This window comes from Rhizobium sp. P38BS-XIX (genome assembly GCF_012641435.1).
GTDB lineage: Bacteria > Pseudomonadota > Alphaproteobacteria > Rhizobiales > Rhizobiaceae > Rhizobium.
The window spans coordinates 27,349-44,844 of the sequence record NZ_JABAIJ010000010.1; the positions used below are offsets into that span (position 1 = coordinate 27,349).

14 protein-coding genes are annotated in these 17,496 nt (G+C 59.3%); 4 read left to right on the top strand and 10 right to left on the bottom strand.

Annotated features, from left to right (window positions below; genetic code table 11):
- The first annotated feature begins 50 nt into the window (after nucleotides 1-50).
- Nucleotides 51-1,025 carry an amino acid ABC transporter permease gene (locus HGP17_RS26350; protein ID WP_168813498.1) on the top strand — a complete coding sequence of 325 codons (975 nt, stop codon included), beginning with the start codon at nucleotides 51-53 and terminating at the stop codon, nucleotides 1,023-1,025.
- Complete coding sequence (locus tag HGP17_RS26355; RefSeq protein WP_168813500.1) at nucleotides 1,022-1,765, top strand: amino acid ABC transporter ATP-binding protein; 744 nt, start codon at nucleotides 1,022-1,024, stop codon at nucleotides 1,763-1,765. Before HGP17_RS26350 ends, HGP17_RS26355 begins: the two co-directional genes overlap by 4 nt.
- A 29-nt stretch (nucleotides 1,766-1,794) precedes the next feature.
- On the opposite strand, the gene HGP17_RS26360 is transcribed toward HGP17_RS26355, so the two are convergent.
- The 8 genes from HGP17_RS26360 to HGP17_RS26395 all read right to left on the bottom strand — a co-directional run bounded on the left by HGP17_RS26360 (nucleotide 1,795) and on the right by HGP17_RS26395 (nucleotide 11,280).
- Nucleotides 1,795-3,648, bottom strand: coding sequence for an ABC transporter ATP-binding protein (locus HGP17_RS26360; RefSeq protein ID WP_168813502.1), 1,854 nt, complete (start codon nucleotides 3,646-3,648; stop codon nucleotides 1,795-1,797).
- A 177-nt stretch (nucleotides 3,649-3,825) separates the two neighbouring features.
- Nucleotides 3,826-4,737: an arginase family protein gene (locus tag HGP17_RS26365; protein WP_168813504.1), complete on the bottom strand. Its 912-nt coding sequence runs from the start codon at nucleotides 4,735-4,737 to the stop codon at nucleotides 3,826-3,828.
- Between the two features lie 163 nt (nucleotides 4,738-4,900).
- The gene (gene ugpC / locus HGP17_RS26370) at nucleotides 4,901-5,956 is read right to left on the bottom strand and encodes a sn-glycerol-3-phosphate ABC transporter ATP-binding protein UgpC (RefSeq protein WP_168813506.1); all 1,056 of its coding nucleotides are present in this window, start codon (nucleotides 5,954-5,956) and stop codon (nucleotides 4,901-4,903) included.
- Nucleotides 5,957-5,978: 22 nt separating this feature from the next.
- Nucleotides 5,979-6,833: a sugar phosphate isomerase/epimerase family protein gene (locus HGP17_RS26375; protein WP_168813508.1), complete on the bottom strand. Its 855-nt coding sequence runs from the start codon at nucleotides 6,831-6,833 to the stop codon at nucleotides 5,979-5,981.
- A 31-nt stretch (nucleotides 6,834-6,864) separates the two neighbouring features.
- Nucleotides 6,865-8,103, bottom strand: coding sequence for an ROK family transcriptional regulator (locus HGP17_RS26380; RefSeq protein WP_168813510.1), 1,239 nt, complete (start codon nucleotides 8,101-8,103; stop codon nucleotides 6,865-6,867).
- A gap of 40 nt (nucleotides 8,104-8,143) precedes the next feature.
- On the bottom strand, nucleotides 8,144-8,986 hold the full coding sequence (locus HGP17_RS26385; protein ID WP_168813512.1) for a carbohydrate ABC transporter permease: 843 nt from the start codon (nucleotides 8,984-8,986) through the stop codon (nucleotides 8,144-8,146).
- Nucleotides 8,983-9,912 carry a sugar ABC transporter permease gene (locus HGP17_RS26390; RefSeq protein ID WP_168813514.1) on the bottom strand — a complete coding sequence of 310 codons (930 nt, stop codon included), beginning with the start codon at nucleotides 9,910-9,912 and terminating at the stop codon, nucleotides 8,983-8,985. The genes HGP17_RS26385 and HGP17_RS26390 overlap by 4 nt, the downstream gene beginning before the upstream one ends.
- Before the next feature lie 69 nt (nucleotides 9,913-9,981).
- A complete protein-coding gene (locus HGP17_RS26395) occupies nucleotides 9,982-11,280 on the bottom strand; it encodes an extracellular solute-binding protein (RefSeq protein WP_168813516.1) in 1,299 nt (432 codons plus the stop codon).
- A 275-nt stretch (nucleotides 11,281-11,555) separates the two neighbouring features.
- Here HGP17_RS26395 and HGP17_RS26400 point away from each other — a divergent pair, with 275 nt between their 5' ends.
- Nucleotides 11,556-12,602 carry a Gfo/Idh/MocA family oxidoreductase gene (locus HGP17_RS26400; RefSeq protein ID WP_168813518.1) on the top strand — a complete coding sequence of 349 codons (1,047 nt, stop codon included), beginning with the start codon at nucleotides 11,556-11,558 and terminating at the stop codon, nucleotides 12,600-12,602.
- A 16-nt stretch (nucleotides 12,603-12,618) separates the two neighbouring features.
- On the opposite strand, the gene HGP17_RS26405 is transcribed toward HGP17_RS26400, so the two are convergent.
- Nucleotides 12,619-13,755, bottom strand: a complete 1,137-nt coding sequence (locus tag HGP17_RS26405) for an ROK family transcriptional regulator (protein WP_168813520.1) — start codon at nucleotides 13,753-13,755, stop codon at nucleotides 12,619-12,621.
- A gap of 211 nt (nucleotides 13,756-13,966) precedes the next feature.
- Here HGP17_RS26405 and HGP17_RS26410 point away from each other — a divergent pair, with 211 nt between their 5' ends.
- The gene (locus HGP17_RS26410) at nucleotides 13,967-16,996 is read left to right on the top strand and encodes a glycoside hydrolase family 38 C-terminal domain-containing protein (RefSeq protein ID WP_168813522.1); all 3,030 of its coding nucleotides are present in this window, start codon (nucleotides 13,967-13,969) and stop codon (nucleotides 16,994-16,996) included.
- A 146-nt stretch (nucleotides 16,997-17,142) separates the two neighbouring features.
- On the opposite strand, the gene HGP17_RS26415 is transcribed toward HGP17_RS26410, so the two are convergent.
- Nucleotides 17,143-17,310, bottom strand: coding sequence for a hypothetical protein (locus tag HGP17_RS26415; protein WP_168813524.1), 168 nt, complete (start codon nucleotides 17,308-17,310; stop codon nucleotides 17,143-17,145).
- Nucleotides 17,311-17,496 lie beyond the last annotated feature (186 nt).

A 17,496-nucleotide genomic window follows, 5' to 3' on the forward strand; every position in this document is an offset into this window, starting at 1 on the left:
TCCCGGCGGCTCGCACGATCGAGCCGCCGAACTGATTGAAGGGGAAAGAGATGCTTTATCCCGATACGGTCGAATCCGAAGTTCTAGTTCATAAGCCCTGGTTCGTCGCCACACTCTTCGCGGCGGTTCTGGCTGTTTTTCTGCTATTCAATCTGACCGGGACGTCCTTTGGCGAGCTCATGCGTCCCGTCATCGGTGATCCCGCGACGTCGGGTCTCTATGGGCGCTTTGCCGTGGCATTCGCCATCGCGGTCATGTTCGCCCTCAATGTCGTCCTCATCGGCTTCGCGCCGCTCCGGCTACAGATCGCCATCGTGTGGCTCGAGCTGATAATCCTCTTTCTTACCTTCTTCGCGACATTTCATCTAAGCCTGCCGTTCATCGAGGAAAAACTTCCCTTCATGATCACGCAAGGGCTCGTCACGACGATCTACGTCTCGGCGATATCGATCGTCATCGCCTCTGCGATTGCGGTTCTCGGCGCGGTGGCAAAACTGTCCAACAACGGTTTCGCCTACGCCATCGCAAGCTTCTATACCTCGTTCTTCCGCGGCCTGCCGCTGTTGATGCAGGTCTACCTGATCTATCTCGGCTTGCCGCAGCTGGGCTTCGTGATCGACGCCGTTCCGGCCGGCATCCTGGCGCTCTCGCTTTGCTACGGCGCCTATATGACCGAGATTTTCCGTTCGGGCATCCAAAGCATCGATCGTGGGCAATGGGAAGCTTCGCGCTCGATGGGCTTCGGCTTCGGCGTTACCATGCGCAAGATCATCCTGCCCCAGGCGCTTCCCGTCATCATTCCGCCGACTGGAAACCAGTTCATTTCGATGCTGAAGGACAGTTCGCTCGTTTCGGTGATCGGCGTTTGGGAACTGATGTTCCTGGCCCGGACGCTGGGACAGAAGACGTTCCAGCACATGGAAATGCTGATTTCCGCCGCCATGCTCTATTGGATCCTGTCGATCTGCCTTGAGCTCGTCCAGTCGCGCATTGAGCGCCATTACGCCAGGAGCAAAGTGCGATGAACGGCGACAAGATCATCGAGGTCAAGAACGTCTCGAAATGGTATGGCAGCTTCAAGGTGCTGACTGATATCAATCTGACTGTCCGCAAGGGCGAGCGCATCGTCGTGTGCGGTCCGTCCGGCTCCGGCAAGTCGACGCTGATCCGCTGTTTCAACCGGCTTGAGGCACATCAGGAAGGCGAAATCACCGTCAACGGCATTACGCTTCATGATCGGATGCGAAACGTCGGCGACGTGCGCAAGAATGTCGGCATGGTGTTTCAGCACTTCAATCTCTTTCCGCACATGACGGTGCTGATGAACTGCATGGTCGGACCCATGTGGATCAAGGGCAAGTCGGAAGCCGAAGCAAGGCAGACCGCACTTCGCTTCCTGGAGCGGGTGCGCATTCCGGAGCAGGCAAACAAATATCCGGTTCAGCTGTCCGGCGGCCAGCAGCAACGCGTCGCGATCGCCCGTTCGCTGTGCATGCAGCCGCAGATCATGCTTTTCGACGAGCCGACTTCGGCGCTTGATCCGGAAATGGTCTCGGAAGTGCTGGAGACGATGACGAGCCTTGCCAAGGATGGCATGACGATGGTCTGCGTGACCCATGAAATGGGCTTTGCCCGCGCCGTGGCCGATCGGGTGATCTTCATGAATTCCGGCCAGATCGTCGAGGAGGGCGCTCCGGAAGAGTTCTTCGCCAATCCGCGCCACGAGCGAACGAAGCTGTTCCTGAGCCAGATCCTGAAACACTGATTGCGGCGCTCGCTGGACCGCTTGACGGGTCAATCGATCTCCTCCGGCATGAAACCGCCCGTCTGCCGTTTCCACAGACGGGCAAACAATCCGTCGCCCTCTATGAGCTCATCCGGCCTGCCCTCCTCCAGGATACGGCCGCTATCAAGAACGACGATGCGATCCATGCTGGCGATGGTGGAAAGGCGGTGGGCTATGGCAATCACCGTTTTTCCCTCCATCACCAGCGAGAGTTTTTCCTGGATGGCGGCTTCGGATTCGCTGTCGAGCGCCGACGTCGCCTCATCCAGCACCAGGATAGGCGCGTTCTTCAGAAGCACGCGCGCGATGGCGACGCGCTGGCGCTGGCCGCCGGAAAGCTTGATGCCGCGATCACCGACAAAAGCCTCGTAGCCCTTCCGGCCCTCGCTGTCGGAGAGGTCGGCAATGAAGGCATCGGCGCTCGCCATCTCGGCAACGCGCCTAACCTCGTCGTCGTCCGAGCCAGGTCGGCCGTACCGGATGTTGTCGCCGACCGAGCGATGCAACAATGCTACATCCTGCGCAATGACGCCGATGGAGCGACGAAGGCTCGTTTGCGTGACCGCGCGGATATCTTGACCATCAATCAGGATTGAGCCGCTCTCAATATCGTAAAAACGCAGCAGCAGATTTGCGAGCGTGGTCTTGCCTGCGCCGGAAAGACCGACAAGCCCGACTTTTTCCCCCGCTCGTACCGTTAGAGACAGGTCATCGATGACAGGTTTGCCGGCCTTGTAGGCGAAGCGAACATTCTCAAAGCGGATCTCGCCACGATCGACCAGGAGAGAGGGCGCGCCGGGCCGATCAAAGATGGTCGGCGGTGTCGTCATAACCGGCATGGCATCCTTGATGGTGCCAATCGCTTGGAAGATCTGCATGCCCATTTGCAGAAATGTATAGGTTTGCCCGGACAGGCGGTGGAGGATGTAGATCGCGCCGACAAATTCGCCGATGGTGATGAAGCCTTTGAGAAGGCCCGAAAAGCCGACCATCAGCATGGAAAGCCAGAGGGCCATGTTGAGGGCTACGACAGTCAGCTCGGAGGTGCGATAGATGCGCTGTTCGCTATGCTGCGTATGGATGGATTTCTGGATAATGCGACGGATGGCTCCAGCCTCGCTGTCTTCGGCGGCGAACTGCTTGATCATGTGCATGTTCGTGTAGAGATCGGTGATGGCTCCCGCCACCAGACTGCGCTGCTTGGCGGTGCGGCGCGAGCGTTCCGTAAAGATGGGTGCCATTTTAACAGCGAGCAGCACGTTCAGGACAATCCAGACGACAACAGGGATCGCGAGTTGCCAGGCGAGGCTCGATAACAGGATAACCGAGCCGACCATCTGCAAGATAAAGCGCGGGATGGATTGGAAGGCTGCGATGATCTGTTGCTGGACAGCGGAGGAGACTTGCTGCAAGCGCGAGGCAACCTGACCCGCGAACAGATCTTGAAAGAACGCAAGATCCTGCCGCTCCACCGCCATGTGTCCCTGCCACTGAATGGCGGCAGGCATGCCGACCCCGAGAGTGTGCAAGGTCAGAGTGTTGAGAAGAAATGACACGATCGGTGTTGCCGGAAAGATCAGCAGACCAAGGAAAACCAGCAGCCGCCAGTCATTGTGCAAAAAGGCAGAAGCGCCTTGCTGGGTCACGCCGTCGACGATGACCGAAAGCCCCCAGACGATCGTCAGACTGATGGCCTCGTTCGCCATCGACGATAAAGCGAGCGTGATCAGGACGCCACGAAACATCGAGATGAAGTGGAGCAGGACCGTGACAGGGCCCTTCGACGGCAGGGGCCGATAGGGAATATCGAGCGGCTGGATCAGTCTTTCGAATGGTCGGTAAATTGCATCTGAAATCGACATGCGCCACTCGGATTGTGAAATCGAAGGTCGAGAAAATCAGGTATGCCTGAGTCTATTGGAACATCTTCCAACGGCGATCTCAACCAGAAATCGTGACAAGAGGATGGCTCGTAAATGTAATAAGTCGGCTAATAATTTGGTTGTGTTTGGTCTTTTGCAGGGTGGCTGCCTGCCTTCTTAAGGCTGCCGGACAATCCTGCCGATCGCATTGACGAGGATGCGAGCCGCCGTCAGTGCCGAAATGCCGCCGATATCGGAGGGCGTATGGAGCTCGATCAGGTCGAAGCCGACGATCCGGCCGCGCTGGCTGGCACCCTCGATGAGTTCGATCACCTGTGTGTAGGTCAACCCGCCCGGGGTGCGGGATACCACACCCGGCATCACGCTGGGGTCGAGACCATCGCAATCCAAGGTAACGACGATCCTTGCTCCTTCGGGAATATGCCGGACGGCGGCTGCAACGCCCCGGGCATGCACTTCCCGGGCCGTGACAATCCGGGCGCCGAATTGGCGGGCGGCGTCCAGCTCCGTTGAACGGGCGCTCCCAAGCCCGCGGATACCGACCTGCACGATCCCGGCGACGTGGGCCATTTCGCTGGCGCGCCGCATCGGGCTCGAATAGCCGAAGCGCTCGCCATGCAACTCGTCGCGCCAATCGATGTGCGCATCGATCTGCAGGATCCAGATCGGGCCGCTGTCTGAAAAGCCGGCGAAAAAGGGAATTGGTACGGAATCGTCGCCACCGATCATCATCGGGACAGCCGAGGCGGTAACGATTTCTCTGGTCTTTGCCTCGATCAAGGCTCTGTTGCCGGCATTGTCCTGCGGGCGGGTGGCTAGATCGCCGATATCCACACAGGATGCCGGTTGTTCGGAAAAAAGCGGGCCGCCGAGATCGAAATCCCAGTTGTCGACAAGGCCGGCATCTTGTTCGATGGCGGCGCGGATCTCCGCTGCAGCCTGGACATAGCCGCTGCCGTCCTTACCGGGGTAATCGCTGCCATGCGGTGCGCCGAAAAGGACGATGCGCGGCTTGGCGTCATCAGGCAACTGGCTCGGGAATCCCAAAAAGCCTGCATCTTTCGTCATGGTCGCTCGCCCCGCATCGAAAATCGTCCGACGATATCTAGAGCGTTTTGCCGGCCGGAGCCATACCAACGCGCGCGATCGACCTGGCAATTTTCGATGGAATCGCAACCGAGGCGCCTCCGCTTTCGACGCCAAGGTTCGTCACGCTGGGCTGTAATGGGTCCTAATGGACGTTTTCAGCCTTTATCCGTTGTCCACTCTCTTCGAAGAGATGGATGGCATCACCGACCGGCGCGATCCGCAGCACGTCCCCGGGTGCCGCACGAATTCGCTCGCGGAACACGCAGTTGAGCGTCTGTGTCCCAAGGCGGGTAATGACCAGCGTTTCCGATCCGGTGGGCTCGACGACCACGGTCTTCACCTCGATGCCGTCTGGATCGAGTCTGATGTCCTCCGGCCGAATGCCATAGGTCGTAGCGCCAGGAGAGCGACGTTCGCCCGGCAAGACGATGCCGTCATCCGTGCGAAAGCCGTCAGGCGTCATCCCGCCCTTGATAAAGTTCATGGCCGGCGATCCGATGAAGCCGGCAACGAAGAGGTTGTTCGGCCGGTCGTAAAGCTCAAGTGGCGAGCCTGATTGTTCGATCACGCCATCCTTCATGACGACGATCTTGTCAGCCATGGTCATCGCTTCTATCTGGTCGTGCGTCACGTAGATCGTGGTCGTCTGCAGGCGCTGGTGCATCTCCTTGATCTCGGAGCGCATCTGCACGCGCAGCTTGGCGTCGAGGTTCGACAAGGGCTCATCGAACAGAAACACGGCGGGATCGCGGACGATCGCTCGACCCATGGCAACGCGCTGCCTCTGGCCACCCGAGAGTTGTTTCGGATAGCGTTCGAGAAGATTTTCGAGCCCCAGGATCTTTGCGGCATTGCCGACCCGCTGGTCGATCTCCGCTCTCGGCATCCGCTTCAGCCGCAGCGAAAATCCCATGTTCTTCGCGACAGTCATATGCGGATAGAGCGCATAGTTCTGGAACACCATCGCGATATCGCGATCCTTCGGCGCGAGTTCGTTGACGATGTGCGTACCGATCTGGATTTCGCCGGACGTGATGCCTTCCAGACCAGCGATCATGCGCAGCAAGGTCGATTTCCCGCAGCCCGACGGCCCGACCAGCACGACGAATTCGCCGTCGCGGATATCGACCGATACACCCTTGATGGCTTTGAACGCGCCATAATCCTTGCGCGCGTTGTTCACTCTGACATGAGCCATTTGCGTCCTCCCCAAGCGACGATCAAATCTGGTCCAAGACGTTTCTGAGATAGCGCAGGCCGAGGCGTTCGCCTTCCTTGCGCTGCGAAAGGTCTTTGCCCGGCCAGCCATAGGCGGCGTCTTCATGTTCGATGGACAGTGTACCGTCGAAGCCGTTGTTGCGCGCCTGGCGCAGGAAACGCGGCCAGTCGAGCAGGCCGTGGCCCGGCAGCTTGTATTGCCACCACCCCTTGCCATGGTAGCCGACAGATTGCTGGACGTCCGCATCGATCGCGGTATCCTTGGCGTGCAGAATGGCGATACGGTCCTTCACGGCATCCATGGCGGTGTAAAGGTCGACGCCGATGCGGATGAGGTGGGATGGGTCGAACTCGAGACCGAAACGGCGGTCAGGGATGCGCGAGAACAGCTCCTGCCATCCCTTGGGCGTCGTCCCGATGAAGTTGTCCTTGGGGCCGGGCCAGTTTTCGATCGCAAAGATCAGGCCGCTCGCCGTCGTCTTGGCAATCAGCCTGTTGGCGTATTCGGCAAAATCGTCATAGTTCGCCTCCTCATCCGCCTCGTCGTTGCGGCCGGGAAAGATGATGAAGATCGGCACGCCGGCTTCGCCGATTGCCTGGGCGAATTCTTCCGTGCTGGCTCTAAGCTCTCCGCGCTTGTCGCGGTCGGCGTCGAGCTGGTTGCCGAAATAGGCGATGGAGGAAACGAAGAGATTGTGCTCGCGGGCAAGAGCAACCGCCGCCTGAACCTTGTCCGGTGTCTTTATGTGACCGCGCACATCGATTTCGATGGCATCGAAGCCAGCCGAGGCGGCAAACTCCACCACCTCTTCGAACGGCCGGTCATTGAACGTCGACGTATAAAAACCGATCTTCATCAAAATCCTCCCAATGGCCGCTCAGGCCGTGTCAGTTGTTCAGGCGATCCATGAATTTGAGTGGTGAACGGGTGCGTTGAACCTCGTCGGCCGACGCAAGCATGAGAGCTGCCGCCATTGGCATTGCGGCAGCACCGATTGCGGAAGCATCTTCGCCAATCGAGGCTCGATGAAGAGAGGGCAGGACGGCATCTTCAGCGGTCAGGTGCCCGTGGACATATCGCAGCAGCTCATCGATCATGCGGATGGGCAGGCGGCCGCCCAAAATGATGGCATCGGGATCGACGATCATGCCGATGTGCTTGACCGCAACCGCGATGTGGGCGCTCATGCCCTTCAGCCATTTCGAGACCAGCGATTTACCTCGGCCATCGAGCGTCAGCAGGTCCTGCGGTACGCTCACCTCGATGCCATGCTCGCCGAGGAACCTGTAGAGGAAGAACAGCGAGAATATCTCCCCCAGCAGCTCGATCTTCTGGATCTTCTTGTTCTGTGCGTCAGCAATCGGCAGCCAGCCGATTTCGCCACTGAGCCCCATGGCGCCGCGATGGCCGTTGCCGTCGAGCACAAGGCCGCCTCCGGGGCATGCATTGATGGCAATATAGAAGAAGCTCCGGCTCTCGGCGCCAAGCCCGTAGTCGAGTTCCGCAAGTGCTGCCGCATTGGTTTCGTTTTCGATGAAGACCGGATGGTGGGTGAGGTTTTCGAGTGCGGCGCGCACGTCGAACTCAAGCCAGGCTCCATAATCGTCCGGTTTGCCGAGAAAGGAAATTTCGCCCAGCCAATCGGGCATGGCGAGACCGATGCCGGCGAGGTGCGCCTCGTCGATGAGACGGCTGCGCTGAAAATGCGAGATGGCATCGCCTGTCAGCTGCATGAATTCCGCCGGCAGGATGTAGCGCTTTTCATGATGTACGCGGGCGCGCACGTTCCCGACCGCATCGACGGCCAGGATCGTGAGGTGATCGCGATCGATGTTGATGCCGATAGCGAAGAAGGCGTCCGGATTGATCTCCAGTTCGATTGCCGGCTGGCCCCGCAGGCCATGGCGGCGGCGCGCCTCGATGATGAGGCCTTCATCGAGAAGCCGATCGACGATCCGGGCGATGGCCGGTTTGGTGAAGCCGGTCTGCCGGGCAATCTCGGCCCGAGAGATCGGCGCCTGCCGATGGATGCGGCGCAGGACGACGGCGCGATTGTGCTCGCCGGCATCTTCGACATTCGCCCCCGTCAGGTCGGGGGACAGCCTTGCGCCGGGCCTTTGGTTCATGGTCGCGGATCCTCTTTCAATCATGGACGCAAACCCGACCTCAACCCTTCACCGCACCGCTTGTCATGGCGCCGAGAATCAATCTCTGGAGCGCCAGGAACGCGACGATCGCCGGCACGACGGAAATCAGGCAGGCGGCCGCAAGCAATTGGACAGACGAGTCGGTCTGCATGCCGCGGAAGTTAAAGATCCCGACGCCGATCGGCATCAAATTGCTTTGCGTCAGCAGCAAAAAAGGCACGAGGAACTGTGACCAGCCGGCGATGACGGTGATGATGAACACCGAAGCGATGCCGGGCGCCGAGAGCGGAAGCACGATGCGCCAGAACACCGAGAACCGATTGCAGCCATCGATCATGGCCGCCTCGTCGAGACTGCGCGGAATGCCGTCGATCGTGCTTTTCAGGAGCCACGTCGCAAGCGGCACGCCCAAGGCGATATAGACCATCGTCACGGCAAAATGCGTATCCAGCAGACCGAGGCGGTTCATGTAGCGATAGAGCGGCACCATGATCACCAGCGGCGAGATCATCTGGAACAGCAGCAGCCCCATCATCGACAGGCCTTTGCCCCGAAACTGGAACCGCGAGAAGGCGTAGGCCGCAGGCAGGGCGACGATGAGCACGCCGAGGCCGCTGAAGGCGGCAAGCTTCAGGCCGTTCCACAGATAGATCGGAAAATAGCTGTTATTGAGAACCGCGATGAAGTTGTCGATGGTCGGATTGTGCGGAATGTAGCGCGACGCGCCGCGATAGATCTCGCGACGGTCACGCAATGCCATCGACAAAAGATAGGTGAGAGGCCCGGCGAAAAAGACGAACATCGCCAGCATGAAAAGGTAGCTCAGGAAATCGCCGAAGCGCGTGCCGGTTCGCCTGCTCATTGCTGATCCTCCTTCGGCAGGAATGACGCATAAATAAAGGCCAGTCCCAGACTGATGATCAGCATCAGCACGGACAGAACGCTGCCGCCGGACAGATCATAATTTCGGAAGACGATGTTGAAGACGTAGAGCGATATGACTTCGGTTGCGCGCCCTGGTCCGCCGCCTGTCAGCGTGATGATGGCATCGAACGTATTGAGCGTCATGATTGTGATGAGGATCATGTTGACGAGCATCGCGGCGCGCAGCTGCGGGATGGTGATGAAGAAGAACTGCTGCGAGCCTGTCGCGCCATCGACATCGGCCGCTTCGTAGAGCGAGGGGTCGATGGCCTTGAGCGCCGCATACATCACGACCATCGAAAAGGCAGTGCCGCGCCAGATGTTCGAAATCAGCGCCGACCACGGGGCGATTGCAGGATCGGAAAGCCAGGCCACCATCGGCATGTGCATTAGCCGCAGGATGCTGTTGAGTGCTCCGTATGGCGCTTCGGAGAAAAGCATCTGCCAGATGATGCCGCCGGCAATGCCCGGAACCACCCAGGCGACAAGCGCCGTGGTTCGAAGGACCGTCGTGCCGAAAAGGCCGCGTCGCTCGCCGCGAACGACGACCACCGCGACGGCGAGACCCAAGATCTGCTGGCCAATGACGCTGCCGCCGACGAAGATAAGGGTTGCCCACAAAATATCGGGAAGCTGCGGCGACGATAGCGCGTTTGCGATCGAGCCCAGCGTGTAATCCTGCGTATTGCCGATCAGCGTCGCGTTCGTGAACGACAGGCGGAACACGTCGATGACGGGATAGAGGTAGAAAATGCCGATGACGATGATCACGGGCATGATCCAGGGCAGGGGGGCCCCGGCGAAACGGCGCATGAACGATCTGCTGTGAGGCCGGGTGGCGGCCTCGATGACGATAGGGGTCATTGGGCTTCTCTGTCCGGGTTTGACGCTGAAGGCGGCGCCCCTTTCAAGGCGCCGCCGCGATCACAATCGTTAGAGACGCTTGTAGGCCTCCATCGTCGCGTTGAACGCGGCGTCCAGAGCGGCCTCCGGCTGTTTCGTTCCCGAGAGCACATCGCCCATCATGATCTGGATCTGGTTGGAGATCTCGGGATAGATGGGGGCACCCGGACGAGCCTGGCCATTGGCGAGCGCTTCGGCAAAGGTCTTGTTCTCGGGCGTGGCAAAGACCTTGTATTTGTCGAACAGGGACTTGCGCGTCGGCAACTGCTGCTGAAGCTCATTGCCCGGCCCCATATAGACGTCGCGGGCGAGGTTCGCGCACATCTCGACCTTATCCTTGTCCTTGCTGAACGAGGCAATCGTCCAGCCGCCGGTGCCGGTGGAGCGCTTGTCCGCAGTCGGGCCGGGAATGGGCGAGAAGGTCCAGTTGGCGAATTCGTCCGGGTCCAGGGTCGCCTTCAACTGGGCGAGCTGCCAGTTGCCGCCGATGAAAAGAGCCGTTGTTCCGGCCGCCGCTGCGGCATTGAGATCGTCGTAGTTGGCGATCGTGGTCACGCGCTTGGGTGCTGCGCCGGAATCGACCAGGCCCTTGTAATAGTTCAGGGCCTTGAGAAACTTTTCCTTGTTCTCGCCCTCGCCGAAGACGGGCTTGCCGCTGTCATCGACGAGTTTGCCGCCGAGCGCCCAGTAATTGGCAAGCCAATCGAAGGTCGAGCCCTCATACCGGCCGGCATTGAACAGGACGCCTTCCATGCCCTGCTTTACTGATGCCTGACCAGCTTTCTGCAGATCGTCCCAGGTCTGAGGCGCATCAGGGACGATGGATTTGTTGCGATAAAGAACACGAAGGTCAGTATCCCACCACCAGGCGCGGATGGTCTGGTCCTTGTCGGTGATACCGCTGCGGATAAATGGGAAGAGATCGGCGACTTCATCCTTCGAGAAGTATGGCGTGAAATCCGCCAGCACGTGGTTGACCATGAATTGCGATAGGACGAAGGAGTCGACGGCGGCGCAATCGGGAGCGTTGCCGGCCTTGGCCTGCTCCAGCATCTTGGCCTGTTCCGTTCCGATATCGGCCGACATGAACTGCATTTGCAGTTTCCAGTCGGGATGCTTCTTGATGAAGTCGACGAATATCTTCTGATAGCCCTGAGCAATTGCCGGATCGGCATTGTTCGGGCTGTCGTTTGTGAGCCGGACGACAAGGGTTTTGGGTGCATCGGCAAGGCCGATCCGGTCCTTTGTCGCCAGTTCCTGAGCAAATGCGGTAGGCACTGAAAACAACATTGTGCTCAGCGCGAATGCGCTGACGAACGCTCTCTTCATGATGGGTCTCCTCCCCATTTTAGACGGATACAGCCTGGTGGCCAGTTGACCTCTCCTCATTTCCATGCTGCATTAATTAGATTAAGTTACTTTGATTTGATGTCAAGCCGCAGCTTAGGAGGATTGAGATGCCGGCGACATTCAACAGCAGCTAACGGCCCCAAGCGGCATTTCCCAATCACGGAATAACCGAGCCACGGCGGATATCCGCCATGGGTGGCGAGGTCTTGTCTTGGCCGCACATGCGGCTGAATCTGACGTTTATGGAGGATTTTATGCGCCTACTTATTCTTGGTACGGGTGGAATGGCCAACAAGCACGCGGCGAGTTTCAAGGAGATCGAAGGGGTCAGCGTCGTCGGCGGTGTGGATGTCGTTCCCGATCGCCTGGCCGCCTTCTGCTCGGAACACGGCATTCCCAATCATTTCAGCTCGCTCGATGAGGCGCTTGCCTGGGGCGAGTTCGATGCGGTGGCCAATGTCACGCCAGACGCCGTGCATTATGCAACCACGCTGCAGGCGATAGCCGCCGGCAAGCACGTCTTTTGCGAGAAGCCGCTGGCGACCGATGCGGTCAAGGCCATGGAAATGACCGAGGCGATCGAAAAGTCCGGTAAAGTCGGGATGGTCAACCTGACCTATCGCAACTCGCCGGCCCTGCAGAAGGGGCGGCAGATGGTCCTTGCGGGCGAGATTGGCGAAGTTCGCCATGTCGAGGCTTCCTACCTGCAAAGCTGGCTCGTCGGTCGGCATTGGGGGGACTGGAAAACCGAAAGCAAATGGCTTTGGCGCCTGAGCAGGAAGCATGGTTCCAACGGTGCGCTCGGCGATATCGGCATCCACATTGTCGATTTCGCGTCCTATGGTTCGGGTCAAGAAGTGGCCCATGTCTTTGCTCGGCTAAAGACGTTCAATAAGGCGCCTGATCACAAGATCGGCGAATATGATCTCGATGCCAACGACAGCTTCACGATGAATGTCGATTTCACCTCGGGTGCGATCGGCACCATCCAGGCAACGCGCACAGCCGCCGGCCAGATGGATCAGCTGCGCCTCAGGGTCTACGGTGAAACCGGTTCTATCGAGATGATCTACGATACCGGCAAATCGATCTTGCGCGCGTGCCTGGGAGAAGACGTTCACACTGCGACATGGCACGATGTGCCTTTCGATACGGTCGAGACGAACTATCAGAGGTTCGTGCAGGCGGTCCGGGCTGGCAAGACGCAGGAGCCTTCCTTCCGTCGTGCGGCAAATATCCAGAAAGTGCTTGATAAGGCGATGGCTTCCGACAGCAGCCATGCGGATGAAGCGCTTGGCTGAATTGGGTCGGTGAAAATCAGCCGGTGACCGGCGGCAGCAATGTGTTGAGGAACGGCAGAAGTGCCGCTCCCAATGCCACGCCGCCGCCAATGAAGCTGGCTGGTTTCATCGGCGAGATCCAGGGCGTCAGGAAGGGGCGTTTCGACGTGTCACGGCGTTCGGCTGAAAGCTGGTGGATCAGTGCCTCGATGGTGCCTCTGGGCAGGTCACCGCCGATCATGATGACGCTTGGCGCAATGAAGCCGGCAATAGCGATGATTGGATCGAGCAGATGGCTCGCAGTCTCGCGTATCCACTCGCCAATCAGCGCGGAGGAAGGCTCCTCGCCATCCAGAAGGCGTTGGAACTCGCTTTCGCCGATCTGACGCTGCAACGCCCCAAAGCCGACGACGGCATTCAGCGCGACATTGTCCGGGCCGGTGCGCATGTCGCCGATATTGCCGGCGCGTCCGTGAACGCCGGAGTATGGAATGCCGCGAACGAGGAAGCCGGCCTGAACGTCCTCGTCGATGATGATCATGGCAAGCCCGCCCTCGGGGGCCGGTGAGCCGATGGTGCGCTCGGCAAGCAGGCTCGCGATGCACTCGTTTTCGACATGGCTCCTGGGAAGACCGGAACCGGCATCCAGCCGGTCACCTTCTTCCTGCGTCCAATCATTCGATCCAATCCCAAGCCCGATGATCGGCCGTCCGCCGTGGCGTGCTTTCATGGCTTCGACGGCCGAGAGCACGCCAGATACTCTTTCCGTCGTGACGATCGGGAAATAGGCACGATCGTGAACCTGTCCGCTCAGATCGATGAGGACGACTTCGCCTCGGGCGGAGCGCACCCGCACGCCGATCGAGAAGGCGCCATCGGGCCGCAGTGCAAATTCCGTTGCTGTCGCGCTGCTGCCGGCGCCGTTCCGGCGATGCGAGCTCACCAAGCCCTCGTCTCCCAGTCGACGCAGGATATTGGTGATGCCGGGGCCGGTCAGGCCGGAATGCCGGCCAAGCTCCATGCGGGTCAGGGGGCCGTGACGCCGGATTGCCTCGAGAATGACGCGGATATTCCTGTCGGCGATTTCTCCCGACCGCAATCCCAATGTTTTACTCCGCGTCACGTCCGTTTCTTCTGGCTGACGTCGCCGCGGTCCGGATCGAAGATACCGCATGACCGACTTCCTTGCGCAATCTGTTGCTTGTGTATCAGCGGCAAAACTCTCGCAACAAATTTCTTCGATGCTTGACCTAAAAACAAAGTTACTTAATCTAAGACGAAGGCCATGCCTCGCAGGGAGGAGACGGAGCATGGTTCCTGCCGCGTCTTCGCGACGAACTGTCTCTCCTTCGCTATTCCCGGCCGATTTTGCGATAGGACCCGCCATGTCTCTGACCATTGCCCAACGCCTTGACCGTCTGAAAGTCCGAATTGCAGAGCTTGCGCACTGGCGCGACAGGCACAGTCATGTGATCGATAGTTGGACGTTTGATGGTGAGCCGATCGCCCATCATCAGGATTGGCCGCATCGCAAGGGGACCGTGCATTTCGCAGCGAAGGCCGTGACGCCGGCCGATTGGCCACTCTCGCAAACACGCCTGCAGCTCGATCTCGGCGGAGAGAGCCTTGTCACCCTGCGTTATGCCGATGGAACCACCGAAGCGTTCGGACTTGACCCCTATCATCAGGAGTTTCCGATCAAGAACAGGGAATTCTCGATCGCGACCGAGAGCGTGGCGCGGTTTCCCTTCGGCGAGCCCAACCGGGCGCCAAGATTGAACCGGGCGCGGTTGATTTGGCTGGACGAGCCGGTTCATCGATTGCATCTGCTCTTGCGGCAGATTGCCGAGGCCGCCGACGTTCTTGATGGGCATGATGTGTTGCCGCATCTGATCGATGCCGGCGAAAAGGCGCTGCGCAGCCTCGACTGGCCTTCGGATACGTCGGCCTATGTCGCGCGAACGGCGACCGCGCCGATGCAGCAGAAAATCTGGGAATTGCCGGACCTGGAGCAAAACCCCGCCGGCCTGTCCGACGAGCAGAGCGGCTCGGCTTCGGTGGCGTATGACCGCCTGCTTGCGCAATTGAAGGATCTTCAAAAGCGCTTCCCGCAGAATGGCGAACTGCTTCTGACGGGCCATGCCCATATCGATCTGGCCTGGCTTTGGCCTTATGACGAGACTCGTCGGAAGATGCGCCGGACCTTCCACACCGCGCTGTCCCTCATGGAGCGCTCGGACGATTTCCGCTTCAATCAGTCGACCGCCCATTACTACTCGCAGATGGAGGAAGACGATCCGCAATTGCTGGAGCGGATCAAGACAAAGGTTGAGGAGGGCAAATGGGAGACGCTCGGCGGCATGTGGGTCGAGCCGGATACCAATATGCCGACCGGCGAGAGCCTCGCCCGTCAGGTGCTTTACGGGCAGCGCTATTTTGAAAAGCATTTCGGCCAGCGCCACACCGTCTGCTGGCTGCCGGATTGCTTCGGTTTTTCGGGCGCGCTACCGCAGATCCTGCGGCTCGGCGGCATCGATAGCTTCTTCACCATCAAGGTAAACTGGAGCGAGACCAATCACATTCCCTCCGACCTCTTTTGGTGGAAGGGGCTCGACGGCAGCAAGGTGCTAACTCATACGTTCGACAATCCCATGCACGGATATAATGGCTTCGTTCAGCCGGATTGCTTCGTGCCGACATGGAAGAATTTCCGCGCAAAGACAGAGCACGACACATCGTTGCTGGCCGTCGGTTACGGCGATGGCGGCGGCGGGGTAACGCCGGAAATGGTCGAGCGTGAAGTGCAGCTGCGCGACTTCCCGGCGATCCCGAAAGCGCGTTGGGGCACCGTCAAGGGCTACTATGAAAAGGCACATCGGATCGCCGAGGAAAAGGATCTTCCGGTCTGGGACGGCGAAATCTATCTCGAGCTGCATCGAGCGACGTTGACGAGCCAAAGTGGCGTGAAGCGCAAGCATCGGCAAGCCGAGCGAGCGCTGATCACGGCTGAAACCATGGCCTCGCTCGCCCATATGCTGGGCGCCGACGCACCGAAGAGCCTGGAAACAGACTGGCGCATCGTCCTCAAGAATGAATTTCACGATATCCTGCCGGGCTCGAGCATTCGCGAAGTCTATATCGATGCCGAGCGCGAACTGGATGCAGTGATTGACAGCGCCAAGACAAAGCAGGCCGAGGCTCTCGAGAGCCTATCGGATAACCTGCCTGCGGGTGAGGTCAGGGATGCGGTGATCGCCGTCAATCCGTCGCTTTCGCCGCGGCCGCTGACAACGGTCCTGTCCGATGGGACGGTCTTGGCGACCGCCGATGTCGTCGCGCCGCTGTCTGTCGCTGTTTTCGATCGTGGCGTGCTCAAGCCTGCCGGTATGCTCAAGGCGAGCGCCAACCGTCTCGAAAACGAGCATCTGTCCGTTGTGATCGGTAAGGATGGTGCGGTGTCGAGCCTTGTTCACAAGGCAAGCGGACGCGAGGCGATCGAAGGATCCGCCAACCAGCTTTGGGTCTATCCGGCCGACAAGCCCCGCAACTGGGATGCATGGGATGTCGATGCCGATTACGCGGAAAAGGGTATTCGCCTCGATCGACCGGACGAAATCACACTGGTTGAAGAGGGCCCGCATCGCGCCGTTATCCGCGTCGTTCACCGATATCGCAATTCGACCGTTACCCAGCTGTATGTGCTGACAGCAAATGCTCGCCGGCTCGATATCGAGACCACGATCGACTGGCACGATCGGCGTACCTTGCTGAGAACCCTCAATGCGGTCGCCGTACGATCCCGCACCGCGACCTTCGAATGCGCCTTTGGCGTCGTCGAGCGCCAGACGCACACCAATACCTCCTGGGAGCAGGCAATGTTCGAGGCCGTGGCGCACCGCTTCGTTGATCTCAGCGAGCCGGGCTTCGGCGTCGCCTTGCTCAACAACGCCAAGTATGGGCACAGTGCCCGCAACAATGTCATCGGAATGAGCCTGGTGCGTGCGCCGATCTATCCCGATCCTCTTGCCGACGAAGGTGAGCAGAGCTTTACCTACGCGCTTATGCCGCATGACGGCGCATGGCATCAAGGCGGCGTTCTGTCAGAGGCGATCGATCTCAACCAGCCTCTCGTCACTCTTGAGGCGGCCGGTCTTTCGGCGGGAACGTACACGCCAATCGCGGTCGAAGGCATACCTGTTGCCTTTTCGGGATTGAAGCCTGCGGAAGAGGGAGAGGGCCTGGTCTTGCGGCTCTATGAGCCTTGTGGCCGACGCGGTCGCTTGCAGTTGAACCTGCCTACTGCATGGCAGGCATCGGGTGCGATCAATATCCTCGAGGAACCGATGCAGCGTGCTGGCAACGCCGACATCATGCCGTATGAGATTCGTACATGGAGGCTGACCAAAGCCATATGAGCGATCGAGGAGGACGGTCTCGCGGCTTCCAGGCACGGTGGCCGGCTCCGCAATCGGAGCAAAGATATCGCCGATCTTCATGTTGAACCGGCCGCTGCCAGAAGCGTGGCGGCGGCCGGCTCGAATATTTCAATTCTGCCCGTGAATTAACGGCAGACGCGTTCCTTGCGAATGACCCAATGGCCGTGAACCTTGTGCTTCACGGTCTTTACAACGCAGTCGTGGTGACGATGGAACGGAGCAGCCTGCGAAGGCGCGCTGACGGCGACGACGGAAGCCAGGGTAATGGCGGAAGCAAGAACCAGATTTTTCATATCGAACCTCTCAAGCATTGGGGGTCTACGCAGCATGGTCGCTACACCTCATAGATGCGCCAGATTAGGTGAACAGTATGTGAATTTATTCTTACATTTTCGTAAGGTTTGCTTATCGGATTTCCGCGCTGGGGCACCGGAACGTCCTCCCTTCCGAGGGGTCCCGGTCGACCGCTTCATCCGCCT

Bases quoted from the DNA above. Each gene is read 5' to 3' on its own strand.
- HGP17_RS26350 (WP_168813498.1), top strand. From the start codon at position 51: ATGCTTTATCCCGATACGGTCGAATCCGAAGTTCTAGTTCATAAGCCC.
- HGP17_RS26355 (WP_168813500.1), top strand. From the start codon at position 1,022: ATGAACGGCGACAAGATCATCGAGGTCAAGAACGTCTCGAAATGGTAT.
- HGP17_RS26360 (WP_168813502.1), bottom strand. From the start codon at position 3,648: ATGTCGATTTCAGATGCAATTTACCGACCATTCGAAAGACTGATCCAG.
- HGP17_RS26365 (WP_168813504.1), bottom strand. From the start codon at position 4,737: ATGACGAAAGATGCAGGCTTTTTGGGATTCCCGAGCCAGTTGCCTGAT.
- ugpC (WP_168813506.1), bottom strand. From the start codon at position 5,956: ATGGCTCATGTCAGAGTGAACAACGCGCGCAAGGATTATGGCGCGTTC.
- HGP17_RS26375 (WP_168813508.1), bottom strand. From the start codon at position 6,833: ATGAAGATCGGTTTTTATACGTCGACGTTCAATGACCGGCCGTTCGAA.
- HGP17_RS26380 (WP_168813510.1), bottom strand. From the start codon at position 8,103: ATGAACCAAAGGCCCGGCGCAAGGCTGTCCCCCGACCTGACGGGGGCG.
- HGP17_RS26385 (WP_168813512.1), bottom strand. From the start codon at position 8,986: ATGAGCAGGCGAACCGGCACGCGCTTCGGCGATTTCCTGAGCTACCTT.
- HGP17_RS26390 (WP_168813514.1), bottom strand. From the start codon at position 9,912: ATGACCCCTATCGTCATCGAGGCCGCCACCCGGCCTCACAGCAGATCG.
- HGP17_RS26395 (WP_168813516.1), bottom strand. From the start codon at position 11,280: ATGAAGAGAGCGTTCGTCAGCGCATTCGCGCTGAGCACAATGTTGTTT.
- HGP17_RS26400 (WP_168813518.1), top strand. From the start codon at position 11,556: ATGCGCCTACTTATTCTTGGTACGGGTGGAATGGCCAACAAGCACGCG.
- HGP17_RS26405 (WP_168813520.1), bottom strand. From the start codon at position 13,755: ATGCGGTATCTTCGATCCGGACCGCGGCGACGTCAGCCAGAAGAAACG.
- HGP17_RS26410 (WP_168813522.1), top strand. From the start codon at position 13,967: ATGTCTCTGACCATTGCCCAACGCCTTGACCGTCTGAAAGTCCGAATT.
- HGP17_RS26415 (WP_168813524.1), bottom strand. From the start codon at position 17,310: ATGAAAAATCTGGTTCTTGCTTCCGCCATTACCCTGGCTTCCGTCGTC.